Source organism: Candidatus Palauibacter australiensis (assembly GCA_026705295.1).
Lineage (GTDB): Bacteria > Gemmatimonadota > Gemmatimonadetes > Palauibacterales > Palauibacteraceae > Palauibacter > Palauibacter australiensis.
The window spans coordinates 1-23,796 of record JAPPBA010000184.1 but is presented as its reverse complement, the minus strand read 5'-3'; the positions used below and the strand labels follow the sequence as shown (position 1 = coordinate 23,796).

26 protein-coding genes are annotated in these 23,796 nt (G+C 70.5%); all 26 read right to left on the bottom strand.

The window, feature by feature from the left end; all coding sequences use genetic code 11:
• Nucleotides 1–138: 138 nt before the first annotated feature.
• Entirely contained in the window at nt 139–1,014 is an 876-nt protein-coding gene (locus tag OXN85_15500; protein MCY3601372.1) for a hypothetical protein, read from the bottom strand.
• Nucleotides 1,015–1,105: 91 nt separating this feature from the next.
• Nucleotides 1,106–2,632 (bottom strand): hypothetical protein, encoded by a 1,527-nt coding sequence (locus OXN85_15495; protein ID MCY3601371.1) that lies wholly within the window; start codon nt 2,630–2,632, stop codon nt 1,106–1,108.
• Nucleotides 2,629–3,555: a glycosyltransferase gene (locus OXN85_15490; GenBank protein ID MCY3601370.1), complete on the bottom strand. Its 927-nt coding sequence runs from the start codon at nt 3,553–3,555 to the stop codon at nt 2,629–2,631. Before OXN85_15490 ends, OXN85_15495 begins: the two co-directional genes overlap by 4 nt.
• Nucleotides 3,552–5,003 (bottom strand): RNA polymerase factor sigma-54, encoded by a 1,452-nt coding sequence (gene rpoN, locus OXN85_15485; protein ID MCY3601369.1) that lies wholly within the window; start codon nt 5,001–5,003, stop codon nt 3,552–3,554. The genes OXN85_15490 and rpoN overlap by 4 nt, the downstream gene beginning before the upstream one ends.
• Nucleotides 5,004–5,005: 2 nt before the next feature.
• The gene (gene lptB, locus OXN85_15480; GenBank protein MCY3601368.1) at nt 5,006–5,731 is read right to left on the bottom strand and encodes an LPS export ABC transporter ATP-binding protein; all 726 of its coding nucleotides are present in this window, start codon (nt 5,729–5,731) and stop codon (nt 5,006–5,008) included.
• On the bottom strand, nt 5,728–7,647 hold the full coding sequence (locus OXN85_15475; GenBank protein ID MCY3601367.1) for a hypothetical protein: 1,920 nt from the start codon (nt 7,645–7,647) through the stop codon (nt 5,728–5,730). The genes lptB and OXN85_15475 overlap by 4 nt, the downstream gene beginning before the upstream one ends.
• Complete coding sequence (locus OXN85_15470) at nt 7,644–8,660, bottom strand: hypothetical protein (GenBank protein MCY3601366.1); 1,017 nt, start codon at nt 8,658–8,660, stop codon at nt 7,644–7,646. Before OXN85_15470 ends, OXN85_15475 begins: the two co-directional genes overlap by 4 nt.
• Complete coding sequence (locus OXN85_15465) at nt 8,650–9,192, bottom strand: HAD hydrolase family protein (protein ID MCY3601365.1); 543 nt, start codon at nt 9,190–9,192, stop codon at nt 8,650–8,652. The genes OXN85_15470 and OXN85_15465 overlap by 11 nt, the downstream gene beginning before the upstream one ends.
• A 19-nt stretch (nt 9,193–9,211) precedes the next feature.
• A complete protein-coding gene (kdsA, locus tag OXN85_15460; protein MCY3601364.1) occupies nt 9,212–10,066 on the bottom strand; it encodes a 3-deoxy-8-phosphooctulonate synthase in 855 nt (284 codons plus the stop codon).
• The gene (locus tag OXN85_15455; GenBank protein ID MCY3601363.1) at nt 10,063–11,778 is read right to left on the bottom strand and encodes a CTP synthase; all 1,716 of its coding nucleotides are present in this window, start codon (nt 11,776–11,778) and stop codon (nt 10,063–10,065) included. The genes kdsA and OXN85_15455 overlap by 4 nt, the downstream gene beginning before the upstream one ends.
• Nucleotides 11,775–12,518 (bottom strand): 3-deoxy-manno-octulosonate cytidylyltransferase, encoded by a 744-nt coding sequence (gene kdsB, locus OXN85_15450; protein ID MCY3601362.1) that lies wholly within the window; start codon nt 12,516–12,518, stop codon nt 11,775–11,777. The genes OXN85_15455 and kdsB overlap by 4 nt, the downstream gene beginning before the upstream one ends.
• A gap of 124 nt (nt 12,519–12,642) precedes the next feature.
• Nucleotides 12,643–14,211: a hypothetical protein gene (locus OXN85_15445; protein MCY3601361.1), complete on the bottom strand. Its 1,569-nt coding sequence runs from the start codon at nt 14,209–14,211 to the stop codon at nt 12,643–12,645.
• Nucleotides 14,208–14,750, bottom strand: a complete 543-nt coding sequence (locus tag OXN85_15440; GenBank protein MCY3601360.1) for a nitroreductase family protein — start codon at nt 14,748–14,750, stop codon at nt 14,208–14,210. The genes OXN85_15445 and OXN85_15440 overlap by 4 nt, the downstream gene beginning before the upstream one ends.
• Before the next feature lie 36 nt (nt 14,751–14,786).
• The gene (xerD, locus tag OXN85_15435; GenBank protein MCY3601359.1) at nt 14,787–15,701 is read right to left on the bottom strand and encodes a site-specific tyrosine recombinase XerD; all 915 of its coding nucleotides are present in this window, start codon (nt 15,699–15,701) and stop codon (nt 14,787–14,789) included.
• Nucleotides 15,698–16,411, bottom strand: coding sequence for a DedA family protein (locus OXN85_15430; protein MCY3601358.1), 714 nt, complete (start codon nt 16,409–16,411; stop codon nt 15,698–15,700). Before OXN85_15430 ends, xerD begins: the two co-directional genes overlap by 4 nt.
• Complete coding sequence (gene ispF / locus OXN85_15425) at nt 16,404–16,892, bottom strand: 2-C-methyl-D-erythritol 2,4-cyclodiphosphate synthase (protein MCY3601357.1); 489 nt, start codon at nt 16,890–16,892, stop codon at nt 16,404–16,406. The genes OXN85_15430 and ispF overlap by 8 nt, the downstream gene beginning before the upstream one ends.
• 42 nt (nt 16,893–16,934) lie before the next feature.
• Nucleotides 16,935–17,339: a 5-(carboxyamino)imidazole ribonucleotide mutase gene (gene purE / locus OXN85_15420; GenBank protein ID MCY3601356.1), complete on the bottom strand. Its 405-nt coding sequence runs from the start codon at nt 17,337–17,339 to the stop codon at nt 16,935–16,937.
• A 49-nt stretch (nt 17,340–17,388) separates the two neighbouring features.
• Nucleotides 17,389–18,639, bottom strand: coding sequence for a beta-ketoacyl-ACP synthase II (fabF, locus tag OXN85_15415; GenBank protein ID MCY3601355.1), 1,251 nt, complete (start codon nt 18,637–18,639; stop codon nt 17,389–17,391).
• A 43-nt stretch (nt 18,640–18,682) separates the two neighbouring features.
• Entirely contained in the window at nt 18,683–18,913 is a 231-nt protein-coding gene (locus OXN85_15410) for an acyl carrier protein (protein MCY3601354.1), read from the bottom strand.
• An 89-nt stretch (nt 18,914–19,002) separates the two neighbouring features.
• Nucleotides 19,003–19,746 (bottom strand): 3-oxoacyl-[acyl-carrier-protein] reductase, encoded by a 744-nt coding sequence (fabG, locus tag OXN85_15405; GenBank protein ID MCY3601353.1) that lies wholly within the window; start codon nt 19,744–19,746, stop codon nt 19,003–19,005.
• 27 nt (nt 19,747–19,773) lie between these two features.
• Nucleotides 19,774–20,709, bottom strand: coding sequence for an ACP S-malonyltransferase (fabD, locus tag OXN85_15400; GenBank protein ID MCY3601352.1), 936 nt, complete (start codon nt 20,707–20,709; stop codon nt 19,774–19,776).
• Nucleotides 20,706–21,689 carry a phosphate acyltransferase PlsX gene (gene plsX / locus OXN85_15395; GenBank protein MCY3601351.1) on the bottom strand — a complete coding sequence of 328 codons (984 nt, stop codon included), beginning with the start codon at nt 21,687–21,689 and terminating at the stop codon, nt 20,706–20,708. Before plsX ends, fabD begins: the two co-directional genes overlap by 4 nt.
• Before the next feature lie 60 nt (nt 21,690–21,749).
• Entirely contained in the window at nt 21,750–21,932 is a 183-nt protein-coding gene (gene rpmF / locus OXN85_15390; GenBank protein MCY3601350.1) for a 50S ribosomal protein L32, read from the bottom strand.
• A gap of 87 nt (nt 21,933–22,019) precedes the next feature.
• Nucleotides 22,020–22,703 carry a DUF177 domain-containing protein gene (locus OXN85_15385; protein ID MCY3601349.1) on the bottom strand — a complete coding sequence of 228 codons (684 nt, stop codon included), beginning with the start codon at nt 22,701–22,703 and terminating at the stop codon, nt 22,020–22,022.
• Nucleotides 22,700–23,116 carry a nucleoside-diphosphate kinase gene (gene ndk / locus OXN85_15380; protein ID MCY3601348.1) on the bottom strand — a complete coding sequence of 139 codons (417 nt, stop codon included), beginning with the start codon at nt 23,114–23,116 and terminating at the stop codon, nt 22,700–22,702. Before ndk ends, OXN85_15385 begins: the two co-directional genes overlap by 4 nt.
• A 13-nt stretch (nt 23,117–23,129) precedes the next feature.
• Nucleotides 23,130–23,597, bottom strand: a complete 468-nt coding sequence (locus tag OXN85_15375) for a CBS domain-containing protein (protein ID MCY3601347.1) — start codon at nt 23,595–23,597, stop codon at nt 23,130–23,132.
• Nucleotides 23,598–23,796 lie beyond the last annotated feature (199 nt).

The window sequence follows — 23,796 nt, the reverse complement described above, 5'->3', positions numbered from 1 at the left end:
CGGCTCGGGCCCGCGCCGCCGTTTATCCCTCGAAGGCATTCATGACTCCGTCCATCATCGCTTTCTATCGGGTCTGCCCAACGCTCGCTCAACGTACCGGCCGACCCGGGGCAACTCCACGGGACGTCGGCTTGGCGACTATCCCCGGCGCGCGCCCATCCCGATCAGCGCCGCGATCGCGAACCCGACGACTTCGGCCAGCGTGGACCAGAGTCTGGCGGCCAGGGCGAGCGCGGCCGCGGGCCCGATCGGAAGGCCGGCCGCAACGCCGAGGAGACTCGCCAGCGCCGCTTCTCGCACGACCATGCCGGCGGGCGCCAGGATGACCAGGTATCCGGCCACGTAGGCAGTCGCGAACACTCCGATCGCCTGGAGCGGGCCCAGAGGGTTGGACACGAGCATCCCTTCGAGCAGCAACCAGAAGCCCAGGCCGTGTGGCAACCATAGCACGAGGCGCCCCAGCGTGGCCCGGAGGAGGAGGCCTCCCCGCACCGCGGGAGGTTCGGAGTCGGGCGCTTCCCGCAACAGCCGGCGGCCCAGCCGGATCATGGCCCGAAGCACGGGCGGCGCGAGGGCGGCGCCGATGACGAGGAGGCCGAACACCGCCGACCACGGTCCGATGGCGCCGAATGCGCCCGGGCCGAGCACGGCCGCCCCGATGCCCACCCCGGTGGCGAGCGTGCCCGCCTGCAGGACGAGCGCCACCGTGAGCGCGACCACGCCGGAATCGCCGCGGGCGCGGACGTAGGCGATGAGACCCGTGGCCTGCCAGATCCTGCCCGGCAGGTACCGGGCGAGCTGCGACCCGAGCCACACGGAGACGCCTTCCCGCACACCCATGCGGGCACCGCAGGCGCGGAACACGGAGGCCCAGAGGACGGCGCCGGCCAACAGGGCCAGGACCTCGCAGGCCACGGCTCCGACGAGCCACGGCGCGCGAAGCCGCCAACCCACACCCTCCGCCCCGGCCACCGCCGCCCAGGCGTCCCAGCGGCCGGAAAGCGCGACCGCCACGGCGACGAGCGCGGCCAGCAGGAAGACGAACGCACCGATGACGACGATGGGACGCGGCCGCCCCGCCCGAAGCCCGTGATCCCCCGCCGCCTCAGTCAGTGGATGCGGGCGCGGGCAGGAGGCGGAAGATGTACGACGGCGGCTCCCCGTCCCCGTACACCAACTCGAACCGGGTCTGGTACGCCTGGATCGCGGGGACGAGATACCGCCCCGTCGTCGCGCTGATCTGATCCACGACCACGTAGTCCGCTCCCATCTCCTCGAGACCGCGCATCACGGTGGCAGGATCGGAGGAGAACGCATACGCATCGCCGCCGCGGCGCGCGTGCCAGTAGAAGAGACGAGGCTTCCGGTTCACGATGATCGCGTCTGGAGGCGTGTGGTCCCGGGCCCAGCGGGCAGCGGCATACAGGCTCGCCTCGGCGGGGCGATCGCACGGCCGGCCGGCACGATAGGACGCGGCGCAAGCGATGCGATCCGGCGCGGTCCCCGCGACCCAGGAGACGCCGAATACGGCGATCACGATGGCGGCCGCCCAGCCGATCCACGCCCGGGAAGGAGACGCCAGCCGCCAGACGGCCACGAAGGCAAAAACGAGCAATACCGGCAGGAGGGGGAGCAGGAAGCGGCGATCCGTCCACGCGGTCGGCCAGGTCAGGATGATGCCCGTGTACAGAAAGGCGAACACCTCGACCGGCCGCAAACCTTCGCGCGCTCGCAGCGCCCATCCCGCCAGAGCCGCGGCTGCAACCGCGAGGCCGAGGGCTATGGAGACACCGCCCGCCCCGCTGAGGGTGCCCGGGCCGGCGAGCGTCTGCGGAAGCACGGACTCCACGTAGCGCCAGGAGTTCTCGGCGGCGCGGACCACCAGGCCGCCCACCTCCACGCTCCCCGCCCCGGCGTCGTAGGGGTTGGCGAGCAGGAGTTCGGCCAGGTATCCGCCCCGGCCCGGCGCAACCCACCGCTGATAGAGCACCCACCCCCCGATGACCGCGGCAGCGGCCCCCGCCGCCCCCAGCGCGCGGACCCGGCGTCCCTCGAGAAGCCAGGCCAGCGGCAACGCGACGAGCAGGGCGAGGCCGGCGGTCCGGGTCATGAAGGCCAACGCTGCGGCGACCAGCGCGAACACGACGCTCTTCCTGTCCCCGCGCAGGGCCATCCAGAGTGCCAGCGTGACGAACAGCGTGAACGGCGCTTCGCTGAGGATGTAGTGGCCGTACTCCAGCAGCGTCGGGTTGACGGCCAGCACACCCGCGGCCGCGAGGGCGGGCCCCTTCCCCGCCCACCGCCGCCCGAAGTGCGCCGTGACCCAGACGACACCCGACGTGAAGGCCAGCATGAGCACCTTGGCCACGATGACGCCGCCGACCCAGCCCGACAGCGCAAGCAGTGACGGCAGGAGGGGCGGATACTTGTCGTGCAGCGGCGTCCCCGGCAGGTAGAGGTCGCGGTACCCCTCTCCGGTCCTCAGCGCCTCCCCGAGGATGAGGTAGGCGGCGTTGTCGCCACCGGGAAAGAGCGTGGGTTCGAAGACGACCAACCCCAGCAGGAAATGGAGGAGTGCCAGGCCCGCGGCGACAAGGTTGAAGTTGTCCTTCCGCGGGGCACTCACGGTCAACCGGACCCGCCGCGCTTCAGATCCTCGATCTCGTCGCGCAGTTGCGCCATCGTCTCCGCGAGGAAGCCGAGGATGAAGAGGAGAAGGCCTCCCACGACGAGGAGAACGACGAGCGTGAGGAGCGGACGATACCCGAGGCCGAACCAGAAGCGCAGGACCAGCGCCGTCAGCCCCGTGACGCAGCCCGCCGCGATCAGAGCCAGGCCGCTCGTACCGAAGAAGAGCAGCGGCTTGCGCCCGAACACGAGCTGGAACCACACCGACACCATGTCCAGCATCCCGATCAGGATTCGCCGCCGCCCCGAGAACTTGGGCTCGCCGTGCCGCCGCGGGAGAAGGTCGATGTCCAGCTCGCCGAGCCGGTATCCCCGGGCATGGGCGAGCACGACGAAATAGCGGTGCCAGTCGTGCCGCAACCGGAGGCCCGTGAGGACGTCGGCCCGGAAGGCCTTCATCGAGTTGAGATCGCGCACGGGCACCTTGAAGATCGCGCGCGCGAGCCGGTTGTAGATGGACGACGTGAAGCGCTTCTCGTAGCGCCCCACCTTGCGGCCGGCGACGAGGTCGTACCCCTCGTCCAGCTTCGCCGCGAAGCGCGGAATCTCCTCTGTGGAGTGTTGCAGATCGGCGTCGAAGAGGACGAGAAGCTCGCCGCGCGCGGCCGCGGCGGCCGTGAGCATCGCCTCCGTCTTGCCCCGGTTCGCCCGATGCCGCAGCACGACGGCCCCACCGCCCAGCCCCGCCCGCTTGGCCGCCGCCTCGGCGGCTTCGGCCGTCCCGTCGCCCGAACCATCGTCGACCAGGACGACTTCCGCCGCGAGATCGTGCTTCGCGAACGTCGCCGCGAGTTCCGCGAACAGCTCGGGCATGTTCTCGGCTTCGTCGTACGCCGGGACGAGCACCGAGATTCTCGGATCGCTCATACGCGCCTGCGCAGCCGCGCCGAGAGGATCCCGAGCCGGTCGCGGTACTTCGCCACCGTGCGGCGCGCGATCCGAACGCCCTCCTCCTGCAGGCGGGCGGTGATCTCGTGGTCGCTGAGCGGCGCCGTCGGGTCCTCCTCCGCCACCAGCTTGCGGATCCGGGCGCGCACGCCTTCCGCCGACAGATCTTCTCCCCCGAGGGTCGAATAGCCGCCCGAAAAGAAGAACTTGAGCGGATAGAGTCCGCGCGGCGTCTGGACGTACTTGCCGTTGGTGACGCGAGAGACGGTGGACTCGTGCATCTCGATGTGCTTCGCCACATCGCGAAGCGTGAGCGGCCGCAGGTGCTCGGCCCCCTTCTCGAAGAAGTCGCGCTGCCGCTCGACGATGAAGTCCATCACCTTCAGCATCGTCTGCCGGCGCTGCTCGATCGCCTGGATCAGCCACCGGGCGCTGTTGAGCCTCTCAGAGATGAACGCCCTGCTTTCGCCCTCGAAGCGGGCGCGATCCGCGGCCACGTCCCGGTAGACGGGCGAGAGCTTCAGCCGCGGCAGCGACGTGTCGGCGTGCGAGACGCGATACCGCCCCTCGACCTTCTCCACCGTGAGATCCGGGATCACGTAGGATTCCGACGCATCCGCGTACCGGAGGCCGGGCTTGGGATCCAGCTTGGCGATTTCGTCCGCCGCCGCCCGCACCTCGGGCGGCTCGACTCCGTACTCTTCCGCCAATTCCGGCCACCGGCGGTTGGCGAGATCATCGAAGCTTCGGTCGACGATCCGGTAGGCCAGCGACCCCTCCCGCCCGCGGTCCCGCAACTGCAGCAGGAGCGTCTCGCGCAGGTTCCGCGCCGCGATGCCGCTCGGGTCGAAGGACTGGATGCGGGCGAGCATCTCCTCCACGTCCGCCCGCGAAACCTGGTTCAGCGCTTCGACAATCCGGTCGAGCGAGCACGAGAGGAATCCGTCGCGGTCCACGTTGCCGATGATCTCTTCACCGATCCGCAGTTCACGCTCGCCGAGACGGAGGAGGTTCAACTGCTCGTGGAGGTGATCCCAGAGCGTCTGAGCGGCGGCCGCCGTGGGCGCGTAGTACTCCCGGTCCCCGTATTCCTCCCGCCGCCCGCCCGCATCGTAGTCGTCGAGAAGGATGTCCTCCCAGTCCACCTCCTCCGACGCCTCCGCCGCCTCCGCCTCCTCCGACTCCTCCCCGGGGTCGTCTCCCACATCGGCCAGCGAATCGGGCGGGGCGTCGACAGGGTCGGCCGGCTCGTCGCCGGGTTCCACGAGGTCGAGGAACGGGTTGTCGACGAGCGCTTCTCTCAGGTGGCTCTGAAGGTCGAGCAGCGGCATGTGCAGAAGGTCCATCGCCTGGTAGAGGCGAGGCTGCGCCTTCTGCTCCTGCCGCAGGTGGAGGCCCGCGGCGAGATTCGGCCGTCCCGATGCCATGGTCAGAGCCTGAAGTCCTCCCCGAGGTACAGTTGCCGGGCTTCCGGATCGTTCACGAGGTGATCCGCCTCGCCCTGCACCAGGATCTTGCCTTCGAACAGGAGGTAGGCGCGATCCGTGATCGACAGCGTCTCGCGCACGTTGTGATCGGTGATGAGCACCCCCAGACCCTTGTCCCGGAGGCCCCGCACGATCCGCTGGATGTCGTCGATCGCGATCGGATCGACCCCGGTGAAGGGTTCATCGAGCAGCAGGAACTTGGGCCGGGTCGCCAACGCCCGGGTGATCTCCAGCCGCCGCCGCTCTCCCCCGGAGAGCGAATAGGCCTTGTTCGCCCGAAGGTGCTTGATGGACAGTTCGTCGAGCAACTCCTCCAGGCGGTCGCGCCGCTGCTGCCGCGACATCCTGATCGTCTCGAGGATCGCCATCACGTTCTGTTCCACCGTGAGCTTCTGGAAGATCGACGCTTCCTGGGGGAGATAGCCGATACCGGCTCGCGCCCTCCGGTACATGGGCCAGCTCGTGAGTTCGTCGCTGTCGAGGTAGACGCGTCCCTCGTCCGCCTTGAGCAAGCCGACGATCATGTAGAACGTCGTCGTCTTCCCCGCGCCGTTGGGGCCGAGCAGCCCGACGACCTCTCCCTGCCGCACCTCGATCTCCACCTGGTTCACGACGCAGCGGCGCTTGAAGGAGCGGACGAGGCCTTCGGCCCGTAGTACACTGCTCAACGGGGTCTCCCGGATCTGAGGGCCGGAGACGTGCCGGAAATCGTGCGCCGCTCCCGTCCCGGTTGGCGGTTACGCGCGGTGAGTTGCACATCGCTCGGGGTGTGCCCGCGACGGTGCACGGTGTCCGGAGGCGCGCCGACCGTATCGGGCGGCGCCGCCGTGCTGTCGGGCCGGACGTCCGACGTGTCCGATGGCGCGCCGAGCGAGTCGGCGGCGGCTGAGACGCTGTCGGCTACGGCCGCCGCGCTGTCGGCCGCGGCCGCGCTATCCGCCGGCGACGGCGTCCCGAACGCTTCGCGCGGCTCCAGGTAGGCGCCGATCGCGTGCTCTCCTTCGACTCCCGTGGGTGCTCCCGCCTCGAAGTCGATCTGGATGCGCCGCGCCACGATATAGTTCAGCGAGGGTCGCGTGCTCGTCGTCGAATCCCGGACCATTCGGTAGAAGGCGCTCGCATTCCCGTCGAGCACGAGTTGTCGCATGAACGGGTCGGGCGCGAGCGCCGAGTCCGCAACAGGGGCGGCGGAACGCTCGAAGATCGCGATGAGCGTATCGCCGCGCGCCCAGTTCGCCGAGCCATCGGTCGCCAGTTCGATCTCGGCCGGCGCAGCCTCCTCCTCCGCGACCTCAGTCGTGTCTGCGCCGGTGGTGTCGGTCGCGGCTGCGGCGGCGGTGGTGTCCGCGCCGACGGTGTCCGCTGCGGCGGCTGGGGCGGCGGTGGTGTCCGCGCCGACTCCGGTGGAATCCGCCGCGGGGGCTGTGGCGGTATCCCGGGCAGCGGCCGCGGCCGTGTCCCGGGCGGCGACCGTCGAATCGACGGCGGCTGAATCGCTTGTGGTCGAGTCGGCGGGGGTCGAATCCACAGCCGCCGAATCCGCGGCGGTCGAATCGGCCGGCTCCGGAGCCGGCGGCACGGCCCACGATGAGTCGCTCTGGACCGCGACCGCACCGCCGAACGCGTACGCCGTGTCGATCTGGCTCCCGTACATCACGAAATGGATCGAGTCGCCGTGAAGCTCGTGGCTGCCGGAGAGCGCCCGGCTCACACCCTCCCCGTGCGCCTGCAACTGCTCCACCTCTCGATTCGCCAAGTCGATGTCGATCAGTTCCGCCGCCACCTCGAACCTCTCCCCGGACGCGTAGCCGTTGCCGACGGCGTGAATCTCTTCGAGTTCCTCGTTTTGGGAAACGAACTGTATCGAATCGCCCTCGAGCCGGACCCCCTCGGCCTCGATCCACGGCCCGCCCCACAGGACGCCGAGACCGCCGGTACGGGTCAGCAATGCGCTGTCCGCCCGGGCGTTCAGGTCGCTCCGACTTATGATCGCATCCCCATAAAAGCGGGCCTCGTCCTCTCCGGCGAAGATGGCCGTCTCCGATTCGATCGTGAACGGCTCCGGCGACTCGGTGTTCGTCGGATAGAACGTAACGGTCGGCCGCCCCGGCGCGGTCGTGACGGCGTCAACGCCGGAGACGGCTCGCAAAAACTCCACGCGGGGGCCGACGAGCGTGGAGCGATCCGTCAGACGCACGAGTTCCACGTTTTCCTCGGCGATGATGAAGTCGGACTGCTGTTGGTACAGGAGCCGTTCCGACTGCAGCGTCCTTATCGAGTCCTCGTAGACCACCGCGCCGAAGAGTTCGACCTGCCGCGGGCCGTCGCGCTTTATCGCGCTGTCCGCCTCCATCGTGGCGGTTCCGCAGGTCCACAGGTATCGGCCGCTGAGCACCGTGACGTGCGCACCGCTCACATCACGGTTCGTGACGCTCCTCGTGTCGGCTTCGAGCGGACTCCACCGGAGGCTGCACTGGCCGAGTGCCGATCCGACGCCGGCCTCGGGCTCCTGCGCGGCGAGCGGGGCCGCGAGCCCTGCCGCCACCACGAGACAACTCGCGAACCGGATGCCCCCGCGGGTCACCGGCGCGCCGCCGTGGTATCGGGTGGCGCCTCCAGGCTATCCGGCGGCGCGGCCGCTGCCGTGGTGTCGGGCGGCGCCTCCAGGCTATCCGGCGGCGTGACTGCCGCCGTGGTGTCGGGCGGCGCCTCCAGGCTGTCCGCCGGCGTGACCGCCGCCGTGGTGTCAGGCGGCGCCTCCAGGCTGTCCGGCGGCGCGGCCGCCGCCGTGGTGTCGGATGGCGCCTCCAGGCTGTCCTCAGAGACGGCCGCCGGGTCGATGTCCGCGGCTGGATCCACCTCTTCCGCGGCCGGATCGACCTCCCCCGCGGCCGGATCTACCTCCGCCGCCATCGAATCCCCCGGCGCCGGCTCGTCAGCAACCTGCTCCCCAGCGGCCGGATCCGCGTCCACGCCCGTCGTATCCCCCGCCGGAACCGCCGGCAGGGGCGCGGCCTCCGTGAAGGCGACCCCGGGCCGCATCTCTCCTTCCTGGTTCAGGACGATGACCGAGTCGAGCGCGGGGTCCGACTCGAACCCCGTCCCCTGGAGGGTCAGACCCTCCGTGTCGTGCAGGAGACGGAACGCGGTATCTCCGTACAGGCGACCTGCCACGTGCCGATACACGAGCCGCTCCGTCTCGAGACGCTGGTCGTCCACGCGGTCCTCCACGACCACCTGCTCCTCGGCCTCGAGGTCGCCGGTGAGCTGGAAGAAGATCCCGCCCAACGCGGTCACCTCGGTCGTTTCCAGTCCACTCGGATTGAAGAACGTCAACGTCATCCGCCGCAGGTGAATCTGGTTCCCCACGCGCCATTCCGCCGTGTCGGCTTCCACGAGGGCGCGCCGGATCCCGTCGCGGGTGACGAACGTCCGCATCCCCCGCACGGCGGTATCCACGCCCTGGGGCAGCGGTTCGCCCGCCGTAGGAGGCCCATCGTCGGACCCGCACGCGGCGAGAACGGGCAGCAGCGAAACCCAGGCGAACACACCGAGCGCGCCAGCGCGGCCCGTGCGCCCCCCACCTTCAACCCGCAAACCGTCCTCCTTCCCGAAACTCTGTCACCAGCCCGTCCCATTCTCCGCGGGCGACGAGCAGGGCCTCCGCGAATTCGCGCACCGCCCCCTCCCCGCCTGGCACCGTCCCCACCCACCGCGCAGCGGCCCGAACCTCGGGCACCGCGCCGATGACCGCGGCCGGCAACCCCACCCGTTCCATGACCGCGAGGTCCGTGAGATCGTCGCCAAGGTGCGCGGCCTGGTCCCACGTGCAACCGCGTCGCGCGAGCATACCCCGAAGCGCCGAAAGCTTTCCCTTCCGGGAACCGAGCGAAACCTCCGCGATTTCCAGCTCCCGCGCCCGCAGTCGGACGGCGGCCGATCGCTTGCCGCTGAGGAACGCGACCACGAGTCCCGCCCGCTGCATCATCCGGATCGCCAGGCCATCGAGGGCGTGAAAGCGACGCAGCTCCCCCGGGGTGCTGAGGTCCGAGCCCGCGCCCACCCAGATCGAACCGTCCGTGAGCACGCCGTCCACGTCGAGGGACACGAAGCGGACGGACTCCGCCAACCGGCGATCCATCGGAGGTTTAGCGGCTCCGGGGCTCATGGAGACCGGGCTCTCGGAGCGCCACGGCCTCGCGCACGCGCAGCGCCCGGTCCACGACGCGCTCGAGTTCGGCGAGCGGCAGCATGTTGGACCCGTCGGAGGGGGCCCCGGGCGGATCCGGATGCACCTCGATGAAGAGGCCGTCCGCCCCGGCTGCAACCGCCGCCGCCGCGAGCCGCCCGATGTGTTCCGGCTCGCCGCCGCTCCGCATCCCTTCTCCCCCCGGCAACTGCACGGCGTGGGACGCGTCGAACACCGTCGGGCAGCGCGTCGCCTCGCGCATGAGGGCGAAACTCCGCATGTCGACGACCCAGCGCCCGTAGCCGAAGGCGAATCCGCGTTCCGTCACCGCCACGTCCCGCGCCCCCGCCGCCTGGAGCTTCCCGACCACGCCCCCGACATCTTCCGGGGCCATCCACTGCCCCTTTTTCACGTTCACCGGCCGTCCCGTGGCGGCCGCCGCGAGCAGCAGGTCCGTCTGACGGCAGAGGAAGGCGGGAATCTGGAGCGCGTCCACGACCGCCGCCGCCGGGGCCGCCTGTTCGGGAAGGTGAACGTCCGTGAGCAGCGGAAGTCCGGAGCGGTCGCGCACCCGGGCGAGCGCGGCCAGCCCCTCTTCGAGACCCGGTCCCCGCGGAGACACCGCGGAAGTCCGGTTCGCCTTGTCGAACGAAGCCTTGAACGTCACCGGCAGGTCGAGCCGCTCTCCGAGTTCCGCGAGGTGGTCCGCGATCTCGAAGTTCAAGGCGTCGCCCTCGAGCACGCACGGTCCCGCGATGAGAAAGAGCGATGTACGCCGGCGACCCGAAAAAAAAGTGGGACGCCCCGGGTTCATCTCCCGACCGTGACGCCGCTCGTCCCGGCCGCCGCCGAGTCCGCCCACCCCTCGGCCGTTCGGTTCGACTCGGCGGAGTCGAGGGGTGCGCTGCGCAGCGCGTCCCGCCGCGCCAGCGCCGCCTCGACGAACGCCGCGAAGAGCGGGTGCGCCTTCGTCGGCCGCGACTTGAGTTCCGGGTGAAACTGCGTACCGAGGAAGTAGGGATGCTCCGGAAGCTCGAGCATCTCGACGAGTCCGCCGTCCGGCGACATGCCGCTGAAGACCAGCCCCCGCGCGCCCAGCGTCTCCCGGTAGGCCGGGTTGACCTCGTACCGGTGGCGGTGCCGCTCGGAGATCTCGTCGGCGCCGTAGACGCCGTGCGCCCGGGATCCCGGCTGCAGCAGACACGGATAGGCACCGAGCCGCATGGTGCCGCCCATGTCCGTCACCTGGTGCTGCGAGTCCAGGAGCGAGATCACGGGATGGCTCGTCCCCGGGTCGAACTCCGTCGAGTGGGCCGTCTCGAGACCGCACACGTTGCGCGCGAACTCGATGATGGCGCACTGCAAGCCCAGACAGATCCCGAAATAGGGGACCTCCCGCTCCCGGACGAAGCGGATCGTGTCGATCATCCCGTCGATGCCGCGCTCCCCGAAGCCGCCCGGGATGAGCACGCCGTGGAAGGGTTCGAGGAAGTCGGTCCCCCCCGCCTCCACGTCCTCCGCCGACCGCCACTCGACATCCACTTCGACGTCGTTCACGGCGCCGCCGTGGATGAACGCCTCCGCGATCGACTTGTAGGAATCCACGAGATCCGTGTACTTCCCCACCACGCAGATCCGCACCCGGCCGTTCGCCGGGTTCTTGATCCGGTCCACCATCGCCTTCCAGTCGTCGAGGTTCGGCGGAGGCGTGTCGAACCCGAACTGCTCGCAGACGCGGTCGTCCACCTCCTGCGCGCGATAGGCCAGCGGGAGTTCGTAGATCGTCGACACGTCGCGCGACTCGATGACCCGGTTCACGTCGACGTTGCAGAAGCGGGCGATCTTCTGCTTGATCCCGTCGTCGAGGTCGTGCTCCGTCCGGCACACGAGCAGGTCGGGCTGGATTCCGATGCTCAGGAGTTCCCGCACCGAGTGCTGCGTCGGCTTCGTCTTCAGTTCGCCGGAGGCGTTGATCCAGGGGACGAGGGTGAGGTGGATGAAGAGGGAGTGCTCGCGGCCCACATCCTGCCGGAACTGCCGGATCGCCTCCAGGAAGGGGAGCGATTCGATGTCGCCGACGGTTCCGCCGATCTCCGTGATCACGACGTCGTGATTCGGCGCCAGGCGCCGCGCCGCCGTCTTGATCTCGTCCGTCACGTGCGGGATGACCTGGACCGTGACGCCGAGGAAGTCGCCGCGCCGCTCCTTCGTGATGATGTCCTGGTAGACGCGGCCCGTCGTGACGTTGTTCGCCTGCGAGAGCGACTCGTCGATGAACCGTTCGTAGTGGCCGAGGTCGAGGTCGGTCTCCGCCCCGTCGTCCGTCACGTAGACCTCGCCGTGCTGGAACGGCGACATCGTCCCCGGGTCGACGTTGAGGTACGGGTCGAACTTCTGGATCGTCACGCGCAGGCCGCGCTCGACGAGCAGCCGCCCGATCGAGGCGGCGGTGATCCCCTTCCCCAGCGCGGAGACGACCCCTCCGGTAATGAAGATGTACTTCGTCGGTACCCTGTCGTCCCTCATCCCCCCACCTCCTTGCTGGACAATACCCGTTCCGCCCGCGCGATGTCGGCCGGGAGGTCGACTCCCGGCTCGGTCCAGGGACCGAGTTCGACGTGGATCCGCATCCCCGCCTCGAGCGCCCTCAACTGCTCCAGCCGCTCAGCCCGCTCGAGCGCGGATTCGGGCAGCGCCGCCCACCGCTTGAGCGCGGAGCGTCGGCATGCGTACACGCCGACGTGGCGCAGCCGCGCGCGGGTTCCGAACTCCGGCGACGCATCCCGCGAGAACGGGATCGGGCTGCGGCTGAAGTAGAGCGCCCTTCCGTCGGCGGCCCGTGCGACCTTGACCACGGCCGGCGACCGCCACTCTTCGTCCCCGCGGATCGGCGCCGCGATCGTCGCGACTTCCCGCGCGCTCCGCACGGCACCCTCGATCGCCCCTCCGTCCACGAACGGCTCGTCCGCCTGGAAGTTCACGACGACGTCATCATCCGCCGCGCCGAGAAGGTCGGCCGCTTCATCCACGCGATCCGTGCCGGACGCGTGGTCCGCCCGCGTGCGAACGACCTCCGCATCGAAGCCCCGCGCGCACCCCTCGATCTCGTCGCTGTCCGTCGCGATCACGACCCCGTCGAAGGCGCGGATCGCCGAGGCGGCGCGCCAGCACCACTCAAGGAGCGTGCGGCCGGCCAGCGGCTGAAGGGGCTTCCTGGAGATACGGGTGCTGGAGATACGGGCGGGAAGGACGCAGATCACGCCCATCGCTGGGAGGGCCGGGAGACGGTCCGGAGCGGCATCGCGAAAAGCTAGGCCCGCGCTCCGGGGTTGTCAAAAGTGCCGCGGGCCTTCGGCGGGCGCCGCGGCCCCTCCCGAGCGGCCCGTGAAATCAGCGCGGCGGCGGCATGCGGGTGGGTCGCGCGGAACGCCGGGTGCGGACGTCCACGAAGGCGATGAAACCGGGATCGCCGGGCTCCGCAGTGGAACCGGCGGCGGCCCCGAATTCGAGCCGTAAATCCCACATCCGCAGGGCGAGTCCCCCCTGGATCGCGCCGTGCAGCCCGAAGTCATCATCGTCCGAACCGACGCCCCCGACGCTTCCGCGCGCGAAGACGTCGAGTCCCCCGAGCGCCACGTCGCCGAGGAGGGGGATGGCGTAGGCCGTCTCGGCGTAGAGCAGGCGGGCGCCCCGCAGGCCCCGAAGCGGCATCGTCGGCAACGTTCCGATGCCCCCGATCGCCGAGTAGCGCTGCTTCGGCAGACGGCCGACGACATCCGCTCGCCCTATGGCAAAGCCCTCCACGGCATGACCCTGCGCAGTCACGCGCCGGAGTGAGACCCGCCCCTCGACCAGGACGAAGTCGTAGCGAGACTCCGTTCCATCCGCGTCGAGCACCAAAGCGCCGATCTCGTCCTCGATCCCGACCTCGATCCCGAGACCCAACGCGGTCCGGCCCTGCCGTCCGTCGACTGCCCACTCAAAGCCCGCAAACCCGAACCAGAAGTCGCCGTAGTCGATCCCCGGGTTCGGATACGGCGCGCCCGGGGCGTCGGCATTCTCGCCGAAAAGTACGGTGACGTCACGGGCCGAGAGTCCTTCCGAAATGTCCCTCCCGGCGGCGACCGCCAGCCGCCAGCGGGACGTCTCCTCCCATACGCCGGGCTCCGGAGAAGTCCACTCCCCTTCGAGACCGATCCTCTTCGCGCGGAAGTGATTGCGGACGTCGTCGCCGGCCACGAAGTGCGCGAGGCTGTTGTACCACGTCGGGCGGATCCACTCCTCGTTGCTGACCACGGCGCTCGATACGTAGGGGCCCAGCCGGACGCGTTCGCCGAGGCGCCACGAGTTGCGGAGGCGAAAATCCACCTCCTCGCGGGCCGGGATCCAGGTGACGCCACCCGCGAGTTCGGGCCGGCCGGAAACGGAGCCCCGGGCCTGCGCGTCGAACGGGATCGAAAGGCCGTTCACCCGGTCGTAGGTGGGGAGATGGAAACCGACGAAGGCGGGCTCCGGCTCGACTTCGGAGATGATCTCGAACCCGGCCCGCGCGGGCCGGACGCGCAGCGGCTCGCTCGGACGGTAGGTGACGGCCCCCTCGACTTCTGCCACGTCCGAGTCGTAGAACCCGCCCCCGAGCACCAGCACGTCGCCGGCGATGGACGCGCCGGAGCGCAGGAAGAGGTCGCCGTCGACGACGTAGAGATCGCCCTCGATCCGCCCTGCGATGCGCGCGGTGCCTTCGAGCAGGAGGACGGCTCCCGGCACCGTATCTCCGCGGGCCAGGACCGTATCCCTCGTCCACAGCGTGAAGCCACCGGCTTCGAGAAAGGCCGCCAGCTCCGCCTGCGCCTCCGACCGCGGCTCCTCCGCCAGCCACACCTCCTGCCCGCTCGCCGGGGCCGCCAGCCCGGCCGCCGCCGCCGCGGCGAGCGCGACCGCGATTGCGAGGCGCTTCATTCGCCGGCCCTCACCGCCGTCCGCCAGCGGTCCCAGGCGATCACCTCCTCGCGCGGCAGCCGCTCCGGCAGCTCCGCCAGCCCATCGTGGTACCCGAGGCAGAAGAGGGCCACGATCGGGACGTGCTCCGGAACGCCCAGGATCTCGCGGACATCGCCCTCCCGGAAGCCGTAGACCCAGCTCGACTGCACGCCGAGATCCGCCGCCGCCAGCATCATCGTCTGGGCGGCGGCGGCGAGGTCGATGGCGAAGCTCGGACGGCCCGTGCCGCTCACGTGCGAGTGGATCCGCGCGCAGCAGGCGACGACGACGGGCGCCGTCATCACGTGCGGATGGTTGAAGGCGGCCGCCGCGATCCTGTGGCGGGCCAGCGCCTCCTGCACGACGACGAAGCGCCACGGCTGCGCCTCCCGGGCGGACGACGCGTAGCGGGCCGCCTCGAGCACCGTCTCCACGACCTCGGGTTCGACGAGCCGGTCGCGGAAGCGCCGCACCGGACGCCGGTTACGCGACAGGTGGAGGAGGCGCGTCAGCCTCATCGACGTTCACCCACGATGTCGTTCACCACGCTGTGGTCACCCACGCGGATGGTGGCTGCGGTGCACCTGCCGCAGGTGCGACCGGTCCACGTGCGTGTAGATCTCGGTCGTCGAGATGTCTGCATGTCCGAGCATCTCCTGGACCGACGCGAGGTCGGCGCCTCCCTCGAGCAGGTGCGTCGCGAAGCTGTGGCGCAACGTATGGGGCGTCACGTGCTTCAGGATGCCGGCGCGCTCGACGTGGCGGCGAAGGATCTTCCAGACGCCCATCCGGCTCAGCGGACCCCCCCGGGCGTTGAGAAAGAGGTGCCCGGCGGATCCTCCCCGGTCGAGCGCCGGCCTGGTGGTTCGAAGGTATCGGCGCACCGCCGAGCGCGCAGCCGCGCCGACCGGCACGAACCTCTCCTTCCCCCCCTTCCCCCGCACGCGCACGAGGGCCTCGTCGAGGTCGATGTCCCGCCCCTTCAGCGCGACCAGTTCGGACACGCGGAGCCCGCAGCCATAGAGGATCTCGAGCATCGCCTCGTCTCGCCGCGCCGTGCGGCTCTCCGGGTCCCCCGCCGCGATCAACGCCTCGATCTCCGGGACGGAAAGCACGTCCGGGAGAGGGCGGCCCGCGCGCGGCGCTTCGAGGCGCTCGCTCGGATCGGATTCGACCGCGTCTTCGACGACGAGGAAGCGGAAGTAACCGCGCAGCGCGTAGACGCTGCGCGCGACCGTGGAGGCCGCCCGCCCCGCGCCGGCCAGCCGCGCGACGTGGTCGCGAAGCAGCCCGTACGTGACCCCGGCCGGCCCCTCGACACCCTCCGAGGCCGCGAACGCCGCGAAGCGCCGGGCTTCGCGCAGGTACGCCTCGATGGTGCGCGGAGAGAGTCCCCGCTCGAAGCCGAGATGGTCCCGGAAGGATTCGAGGTGGAACGCGCGCTCGATGTCCGGACCTTCCCCCGTCAAGGCGACGCGTCCGGCCCGCCGGTTCCGTCGTCGCCCCCGTCGTCGCCCCCGTCGTCGGAGTCGCCACCGGACTCCGGGGTCCGCGGAGCCTCGTCGCGACGGCTTCGGATCCACCAGCCGATGATGGCGCCGATGAGGATGGCGGCCACGAGTAGCAGCCAGGCGTTCACCTGGCTCAGCAGCTCCAGGAGCCGGTCCACGTTGCGCGAGGCGAACAGGCCCCCCGCCAGCATGAGCCCGTTCCAGAGCAGCGACGCCGCGACGACCGGGGCCATCGCCCGCACCGCGCCCAGCCCCGTGAACCCGGCGAAGGTGGGGACGACCACGCGCAGCACCGGCAGGCAGCGGGCGAAGAAGATGGCCCACAGCCCGTGCCGTTCGTAGAAGCGGGCCAGGCGCCGGAACTGGTGCGGGCGGAGCAACCGCCGGCCCCAGCCGGTCTCGAAGGCGCCGCGGCCGCGCCGCCGCGCGAGTCCGAACACGACCATCGCGCCGCCGGAGTTGGCGATCCACGCGCAGAGCAGGACGGGAAGCGGCTGGAGCGATCCCCGGTCCGCGAGCACGGCGCCGAGCACGACGAACGTGTCGGACGGGACGGGCGGGAAGATGTTCTCGAGCGCGGAGCCCGCGGTGATGAGCGCGTAGGCGGTGAGCGCCGGCAGGGCGAGGAGGAAATCGAGGAGGGGTTGAACGCCCGGAACCTCAGGCACCGTCCCCCGCAGCCGAGGTCACCGTCGCGACCGCGATGGCGGCGAGGCCTTCGCCCCGTCCGATCCACCCCATCCCCTCGTTCGACTTCCCCTTGATCGACACGCCGGCCGCCCCGGTGCCCAGAGCCTCTCCGAGCCGCTCCCGCATGGCCTCGGCGTGCGGCGAGATGCGGGGCCGCTCGGCGATGACGGTCGCGTCGACGTTCACCACCCGGAATCCCCCGTCGCGCAGGCGGCGCACCGCCGAGGCGAGGAGTTCGATGGAGTCGGCGCCCGCGTACGCGGGGTCCGTATCCGGGAAGAGGACGCCGATGTCCCCGAGTCCCGCGGCGCCCAGGACCGCATCCGTGATCGCGTGCGCGACCGCGTCTCCGTCGGAGTGTCCCTTCAGTCCGGGCGCGTCGGGGATCGCCACGCCCCCCAGCACGAGAGGCCGCGTCTCATCGAAGCGGTGGGAATCGTACCCGACGCCGGTCCGCACCCGCCGAAGCTCCCCGGCCCAGCTAGGGTCGTGTCCCGGACACTAGTCCCGACCCGTGCCCAGGATGCGGAGGGCGAGGTGAGCCGCGTTCTTCGCGTTGTCGATGCCCACGGCGGCGACGGGGACGCCCGGCGGCATCTGCGCGCACGACAGGAGGGCGTCGAGCCCCCCGAGCGTGCCCGCGGAGACGGGGACGCCGATCACCGGCAGCGAGGTGTGCGCCGCCACGACGCCGGGGAGCGCCGCCGACAGGCCCGCCCCGCAGATCACGACGGAATGCCCGGCCGCCGCCGCCCCCTCCGCCAACTCCGCGGTCCGTTTCGGCTGCCGGTGGGCCGAACTCACCTCGACCTGCACCTCGACCCCGTGCTCGCGCAGGATCGCCACGCCCTTGTCCATGGTGGGCATGTCCGACTCCGACCCCATCATCACCAGTACCGAACTCATCGCATCCTCCCGGCCCATCCGCCGCGGGCGCCACCCGCGCGGAAGGCCGCTAGTCGCCGTTCCAGCGCCGGACGGCCAGGCAGACGTTGTGGCCGCCGAACCCGAAAGAATTCGAGAGCGCGACCTCGACCTCGCGTTCCAGCACGCCTCCGTGGGCGTATTCGAGATCGCACTCGGGATCCGCTTCCTCGAAGTTGATCGTGGGCGGGATGATCCCGCGGCGGCACACGAGCGCGGAGATCGCCCCTTCTATGGCCCCCGCCGCCCCGAGCGTGTGTCCCGTCATCGACTTCGTCGAACCCACCACGATCGAGTAGGCATGGTCGCCCAGGACATCCTTGATCGCCTTCGTCTCGGACACGTCGTTCGCGGGCGTCGACGTGCCGTGCGCGTTGATGTACCCGACGTCCGACGGGTCGAGTCCCGCGTCGTCGAGCGCCTGCTCCATGGCGAGCCGCGCCCCCGAGCCATCCGGCGCCGGCGCGGTCATGTGGTAGGCGTCCGCGCTCTGCCCGAAGCCCGCCACCTCCCCGAGGATCGGCGCCCCGCGCGCCCTCGCGTGCTCGAGTTCCTCGAGGATGAACATCCCCGCGCCCTCCCCGAGCACGAACCCGTCGCGGTGCGCGTCGAACGGGCGCGAGGCCCGCTTCGGATCGTCGTTGCGCGTCGACATCGCCCGCATGTTCGCGAAGCCCGCGACCGCGAGCGGTGTGATCGTGGACTCGCTGCCCCCCGTGATCATCACGTCGGCCTCGCCGTTCCGGATCGAGCGGAAGGCGAGGCCGACCGAATGGCCGCTGGAGGCGCAGGCCGACACGGTCGCATAGTTGGGGCCCTGCGCCCCGTACCGCATCGACACCATCCCGGAAGCCATGTCCGGGATGAACATGGGGATGAAGAAGGGGGAGACGCGCCGGGGTCCGCCGCCGAGAAGCTTCTCGTGCTGGGCCTCGAGGAGCGGAAGCCCGCCGATCCCGACGCCGATGAGCACACCGACCCGGTCCGGGGGCAGCTCCCCGAATCCCTCCGCGAACCCCGCCTCTGTCACGGCCTGTTCCGCCGCGGCCATCGCGAAATGGAGGAAACGATCCGCGCGCCGGGCATCCTTCCGGTCCATGTACTGCGCCGGATCGAAGTCCTTCACTTCGCAGGCGAAACGAACCGAGTGGTCGGCCGCATCGAACAGGGTGATGGGCCCCGCGCCACTCACGCCGCGGAGGAGAGCGTCCCAGGTCGAATCGGGGTCGAGCCCGATCGGGGTGACGAGGCCGATCCCCGTGATCGCTACACGTCTTCTCATGAAATGAAGGCCCGCGGGCGCCGGCGCCCCGTACGAAGCCTCGCTAGACCTTCTCGTTCAGATACGCGATGGCCTCCTCGACGGTCTGCATCCTCTCCGCGTCCTCATCCGGGATCTCGATCCCGAACTCCTCCTCGAAGGCCATCACGAGTTCGACGGTATCGAGCGAGTCGGCGCCCAGATCATCGACGAAGTTCGCGTCGTCCACCACCTTCTCCTGCTCCACGCCGAGTTCCTGCGCGATGATCTCCCGCACGCGTGCCGCGTTGTCCATGATTGCGTGTTCTCCTTGTATGAAGGGGACCGACCCGCGGCCCCGCCGTTTCCCGACCCTTTCAGGCGACCGAATATGCGGCGGCGGGGCTAGGACTGCATGACCATCCCGCCGTCAACGACGATGACCTGCCCGGTAACGTACGAAGCCCCGGGACCGACGAGAAATCGCACCACCGTGGCGACATCTTCCGGGGACCCCGGCCGGCCGAGGGGAATCCTCTCCGACATGGCTGTTTGAACGCTTTCGGGCAGTCCCGAGGTCATGTCGGTCGAGATGAACCCGGGCGCGACCGCGTTGGCCCGCACACCCCGACTCGCAAGCTCCTGAGCGACGCTTCGGGTGAGCGAGATCAGGGCCGCTTTGGCCGCCGCATAGTTGGACTGGCCGCGGTTTCCCGTCAAGCCCACCACGCTGGAGATGTTCACGATGTTTCCGGCGCGCCGCTTCATCATGCCGCGGGCGGCGGCCCGCATGAGATAGAAGGCCCCCGACAGATTCGTGTCGAGCACGGAGCGCCAGTCCTCGTCCTTGAGGCGGAGGAGGATGTTGTCGCGCGTGATCCCCGCGTTGTTCACGAGGATCGTCGCGGCGCCGAGCCGCTCGGAGACGTCCGCCACGAGCCGCTTGCACGCCTCCGGGTCGGAGACGTCGCAGCCGAAGCCCGCGTGTCCGTCGCCGGGCAGACCTTCGGCCACGGCCTCGGCCCGGTCGGCTCCGGTGCCCACCACGGCCACGCGCGCGCCCCCCCGGGCCAGTTCCGCCGCGATCGCGGTCCCGATGCCGCGCGTCGCCCCCGTGACGATGGCGATCTCCCCCGTCAGTTCACTCATTCAGGCACCCTGTGCAGTGTCATGAGGTTAGTCCGAAGATCCCAGGTAGGCGTCCACGGACGGCGAATCTCCGACCGCGGTCACGCGCAGACTCCGATCGATGCGGCGGGCGAGGCCCGAGAGCACGTTGCCGGGTCCGACCTCGAGCCAGCGCGTCGCTGACGTCTCGCGGATGCGGTCGATCCCCTCCATCCACCGGACGGGCGACGTGAGTTGCAGGATGAGGGTTCGCCGCGCTTCCGCGGAGTCCGTCACGGGCGCCGCCGTGGCGTTGGAGACGACGGGAAACGACGGATCGAGCCAGTCCGCGCCTTCGAGCGCCGCCGCCAGCCCTTCGGCCGCCGTCGCCATGAGCGGCGAATGGAACGCGCCGCTCACGTTGAGCGGGAGGACGCGGCGCGCGCCGGCCTCGGAAGCGAGGCGGCCCGCCTCGGCCACGGCGTCGAGATCGCCGCTGATGACGACCTGGCCCGGCGCGTTGAGATTCGCGGGCACGGCGATTCCACCGGCCGCCCCCGCCCGCTCGCAGACCTCGGCCACGGCTTCGGCGTCCAACCCGAGTACGGCGGCCATCGTGCCCGGCCGGTCCGCGCCCGAGGCCCCCATCAACCGTCCGCGCTCGCGCACGATCCGGAGGCCGTCCTCGAAGCCGAAGGCATCGGACACGAGGTACGCCGACAGCTCCCCGAGCGAATGTCCCGCTCCGATGCCGGCCTTCCCGGCGCGCGCGGCGATGAGGTGCCAGATGGCGAAGGAGTGGAGCATGATCGCGGGTTGCGCGTTCTCCGTCGCCCGAAGTTCCTCCTCCGGCCCCTCCCAGCAGATCCGGCTCAGCGGCATGCCGAGCGTATCGTCCGCCCGCTCGTAGAGTTCCCGCACCGACCCGTCGTCCTCCGCCAGGTCCCGTCCCATGCCGACGTACTGGGCTCCCTGTCCCGGAAAGAGGAGCGCGACCCCGCTCACCCGCCGCTCTCCTGCGGCATCCGGGCGAGGGAGGTGCGGGTGACGGTCGTGAAGCCCGAGGCGGCGCAGTCCGCCGCCGTGCGAATCCCGTTCATGATCGCGCGCGCCGGGGAGGTCCCGTGACAGATGACCGTGACCCCGTCCACACCGAACAGGGGCGCGCCGCCGTACTCCGTGTAATCGAGAAAGCGCAGCGCCTCGCCGAGTTCGCCTCCTTCGCCGACGCCGGCGTCGCGGAAGATCTCGAGCACGAACTCGGCGATCGACTCGTAGAACTTGAGCAGCACGTTGCCGACGAAGCCGCCGCACACGAGCACGTCGCAGGCCCCGGTCACGATCTGGTGTCCCTCGACGTTGCCGACGAAATGGAGCTTCGGGTCGGCCGAGAGGAGGCGGTGGGCGGTCGCGATCGCGCCTCCCCCCTTCTCTCCCTCCACCCCGATATTGAGAAGGCCGACCCGCGGCCGCCCGACCGAGAGTGTCCGGCGCAGATAGGTCGAGCCCAGGTGTGCGAACTGGTGCAGTTGCCGCGGGCGGACGCCCACGTTGGCGCCCACATCCATGACGAGCACGCGCCCGGTCGCGGTCGGGAAGAGGGCGCCCACGGGCGGCCGGTCCACGCCGGGCAGCAGGCCGAGCGTGAGCACCGAGGCCACGACCGTGGCCCCCGTCGGCCCGGCGGACACGAAGCCATCGGCCCTCCCGTCGCGGACGGCCTCGAGGCCGCGGACCACGGTGCTGTCCGCCTTCCGGCGCACGGCGAGGGCGGGCGGCTCGGCCGGGCCGATGAACTCCTCCGCCGCGAGCCACGCCACGCGGTCGCGCGGGAAGCGGGTCCGTACCTGGCGCAGGAGATCGCCGGGCCCCACGAGCAGGAGAGAGAGATCGTCCGGCCAGGCGTCGAGCGCGCCCGCGGCGGCCTCCAGAACGGCTTCCGGCGCGGCGTCTCCGCCCAGCAAATCGAGCGCAACCCGCATCATTTCGGGCTGCTCACCCTACCCGGCCCGGCCGCCGGAGGGCGGCGGCCGCGCTCGGGGGCTTCAAAAGTCGTCGATCTGAACGACCACGCGGTCCCCGTAGTAGCCGCAGGTCGGGCAGACGCGATGCGGTCGCTTCGGATCCCCGCACTTGGGGCACTCCTGGCGCGCGTTGTCCGCTGCCTTGTAGTGCGTACGCCGCTTGCGCTTGCGCTGCTTCGACGTCCGTCTCTTGGGAACAGCCATATCGTCAACTCACTCCTGGCATCCATCGACTGGAACTCCGTGACGTTCGAACGGAGCGTGTTAACTGGCGCTTTTTACCCTCGAATGTCAAGGAATTTCGTCCTCCTGAGCGTTGTCCGCAGCGTCCTCCGCAGCGTCCTCCGCAGCGTCCTCCGCAGCGTCCTCCGCAGCGTCGCCCGAAGCCTCCTCCGGAGCGTCCCCTGCGGCGCCCTCCGAGGCGCCCTCAAAACTTCCTCCCAGCCCCTCCAGCGCGGCCCAGCGCGCGTCGGGTTCCGGCGGCGGGCAGCGGCACGCCTGTTCCGCGAGCCGCGCGCCACACGCCGGGCAGAGCCCCGGGCACTCGGGCGAGCACTCCGCCCAGGCGGGCGCGTTGACCCACAACTCCTCCCGGATCGGCCCCGCCAGGTCCAGTTCGCCCGCTTCGGTGTCCAGCGCCCACACCCCCTCTTCCCCTGGCGTGACCCGGGCGGGCGGGCGGTACAGCGCGTCCCACCTGGCGCGCACGCGGACCCGGGTCGGATCGAGGCAGCGGCGGCACTCGACCGTGGCCCGCGCGCCGAGCGTGCCACGGGCGCGCACCGAGGCTCCATCCGCCCTCCGGACTTCGACCTCCACGTCGACGTACTCGAAGGGGAGCGGCAACGCCCCGAGCGATTCGCCCGGCGTCTCGACGCGAAACGCCCGCTCGATGGGGCCGGCGTCGAGGCCCGCAAGTCCGATTCGCGCAGTTTCCGCCGGGTCCGGCGGCGGCGATGCGCGACGCGGGCTCACGCGCTCTCGATGAGGTCGACCTGTCCGAAGAAGAAGCCGAGTTCCGCCCTCGCGTTCTCGTCGGAGTCGGAGCCGTGGATCGCGTTGCGCTCCTTGCTCTCCGCGTACAGCGCACGCACGGTGCCCGGCGCGGCCTCCGCCGGGTCCGTGGCGCCGATGACCTCGCGCAGGTAGGGCACCGCCCGGTCGTGTTCGAGCGCGAGCGCCATGCAGGGTCCCGACGTCATGAACTCCACGAGCGCCCCGAAGAAGGGCCGCTCCCGGTGCACCGCGTAGAACGCCTCGGCTCCGGCGCGCCGGAGTCGCAGCACCCGCGACCCCCGTATGCGAAAGCCCGCCTCCTCGAGCGCGGCGAGGACCCTGCCGGCCTTCCCCGACCCGAACGCATCGGGCTTGATGATCGCGAGCGTCATCGTCTGCACGGCTTCACTCCCCTTTCGTCTCTCTCGTTTCGGCCGCCGCTTCGTCCGCCGGCTCGGCTGCCGTGTCCCGCAGCAGGAGCCTGCGGATGATGTCGCCGCGCGTCAGAAACCCGACGAGCTGGCCCTCGCGCACGACCGGCAGACGTTCGATTTCCCTGTCCAGCATCAGACGGACCACGTTGGCCAGCGGTTCGTCCTCCTTCACGCACATCACGGCCCGTTCCATGATGTCGCGCACCTTGCCGGCGTGAGTGCTTCCCGTCGCCGGCGCGCCCGACTCCGCCCGCTCGAGCGCGGGGAGCAGACGGCTGATCAACAGGCGATCCGTGAGCATCCCGAGCACATGGCCCTCGTCATCGATGACCGGCATCGCCCGGAGCCGCCTGCGCGCGAGCATGTCCGCCGCATCCTCCAGCGTCATTCCGGGAGGGACCGTGGTCACGTCGCGGGTCATGATCTCCCGTACCTTCATTACCGCCTCCTGCCGATTCTGCGTCGCAGCGTTCCGCTTACGCGGGGTTTTGCCATGGTCTGCTGGCTGTAGATGCCACGATGGTTGCTCACCCGGGGTTATTCATCCGGGGTTATTCGCCCGGGGTTGCTCACCCGGGGTTGCTCACCGGGGCGAGCGGTTGAGGCGCGTCGCGGGTCACCTGCGGGGAGGTCTTACC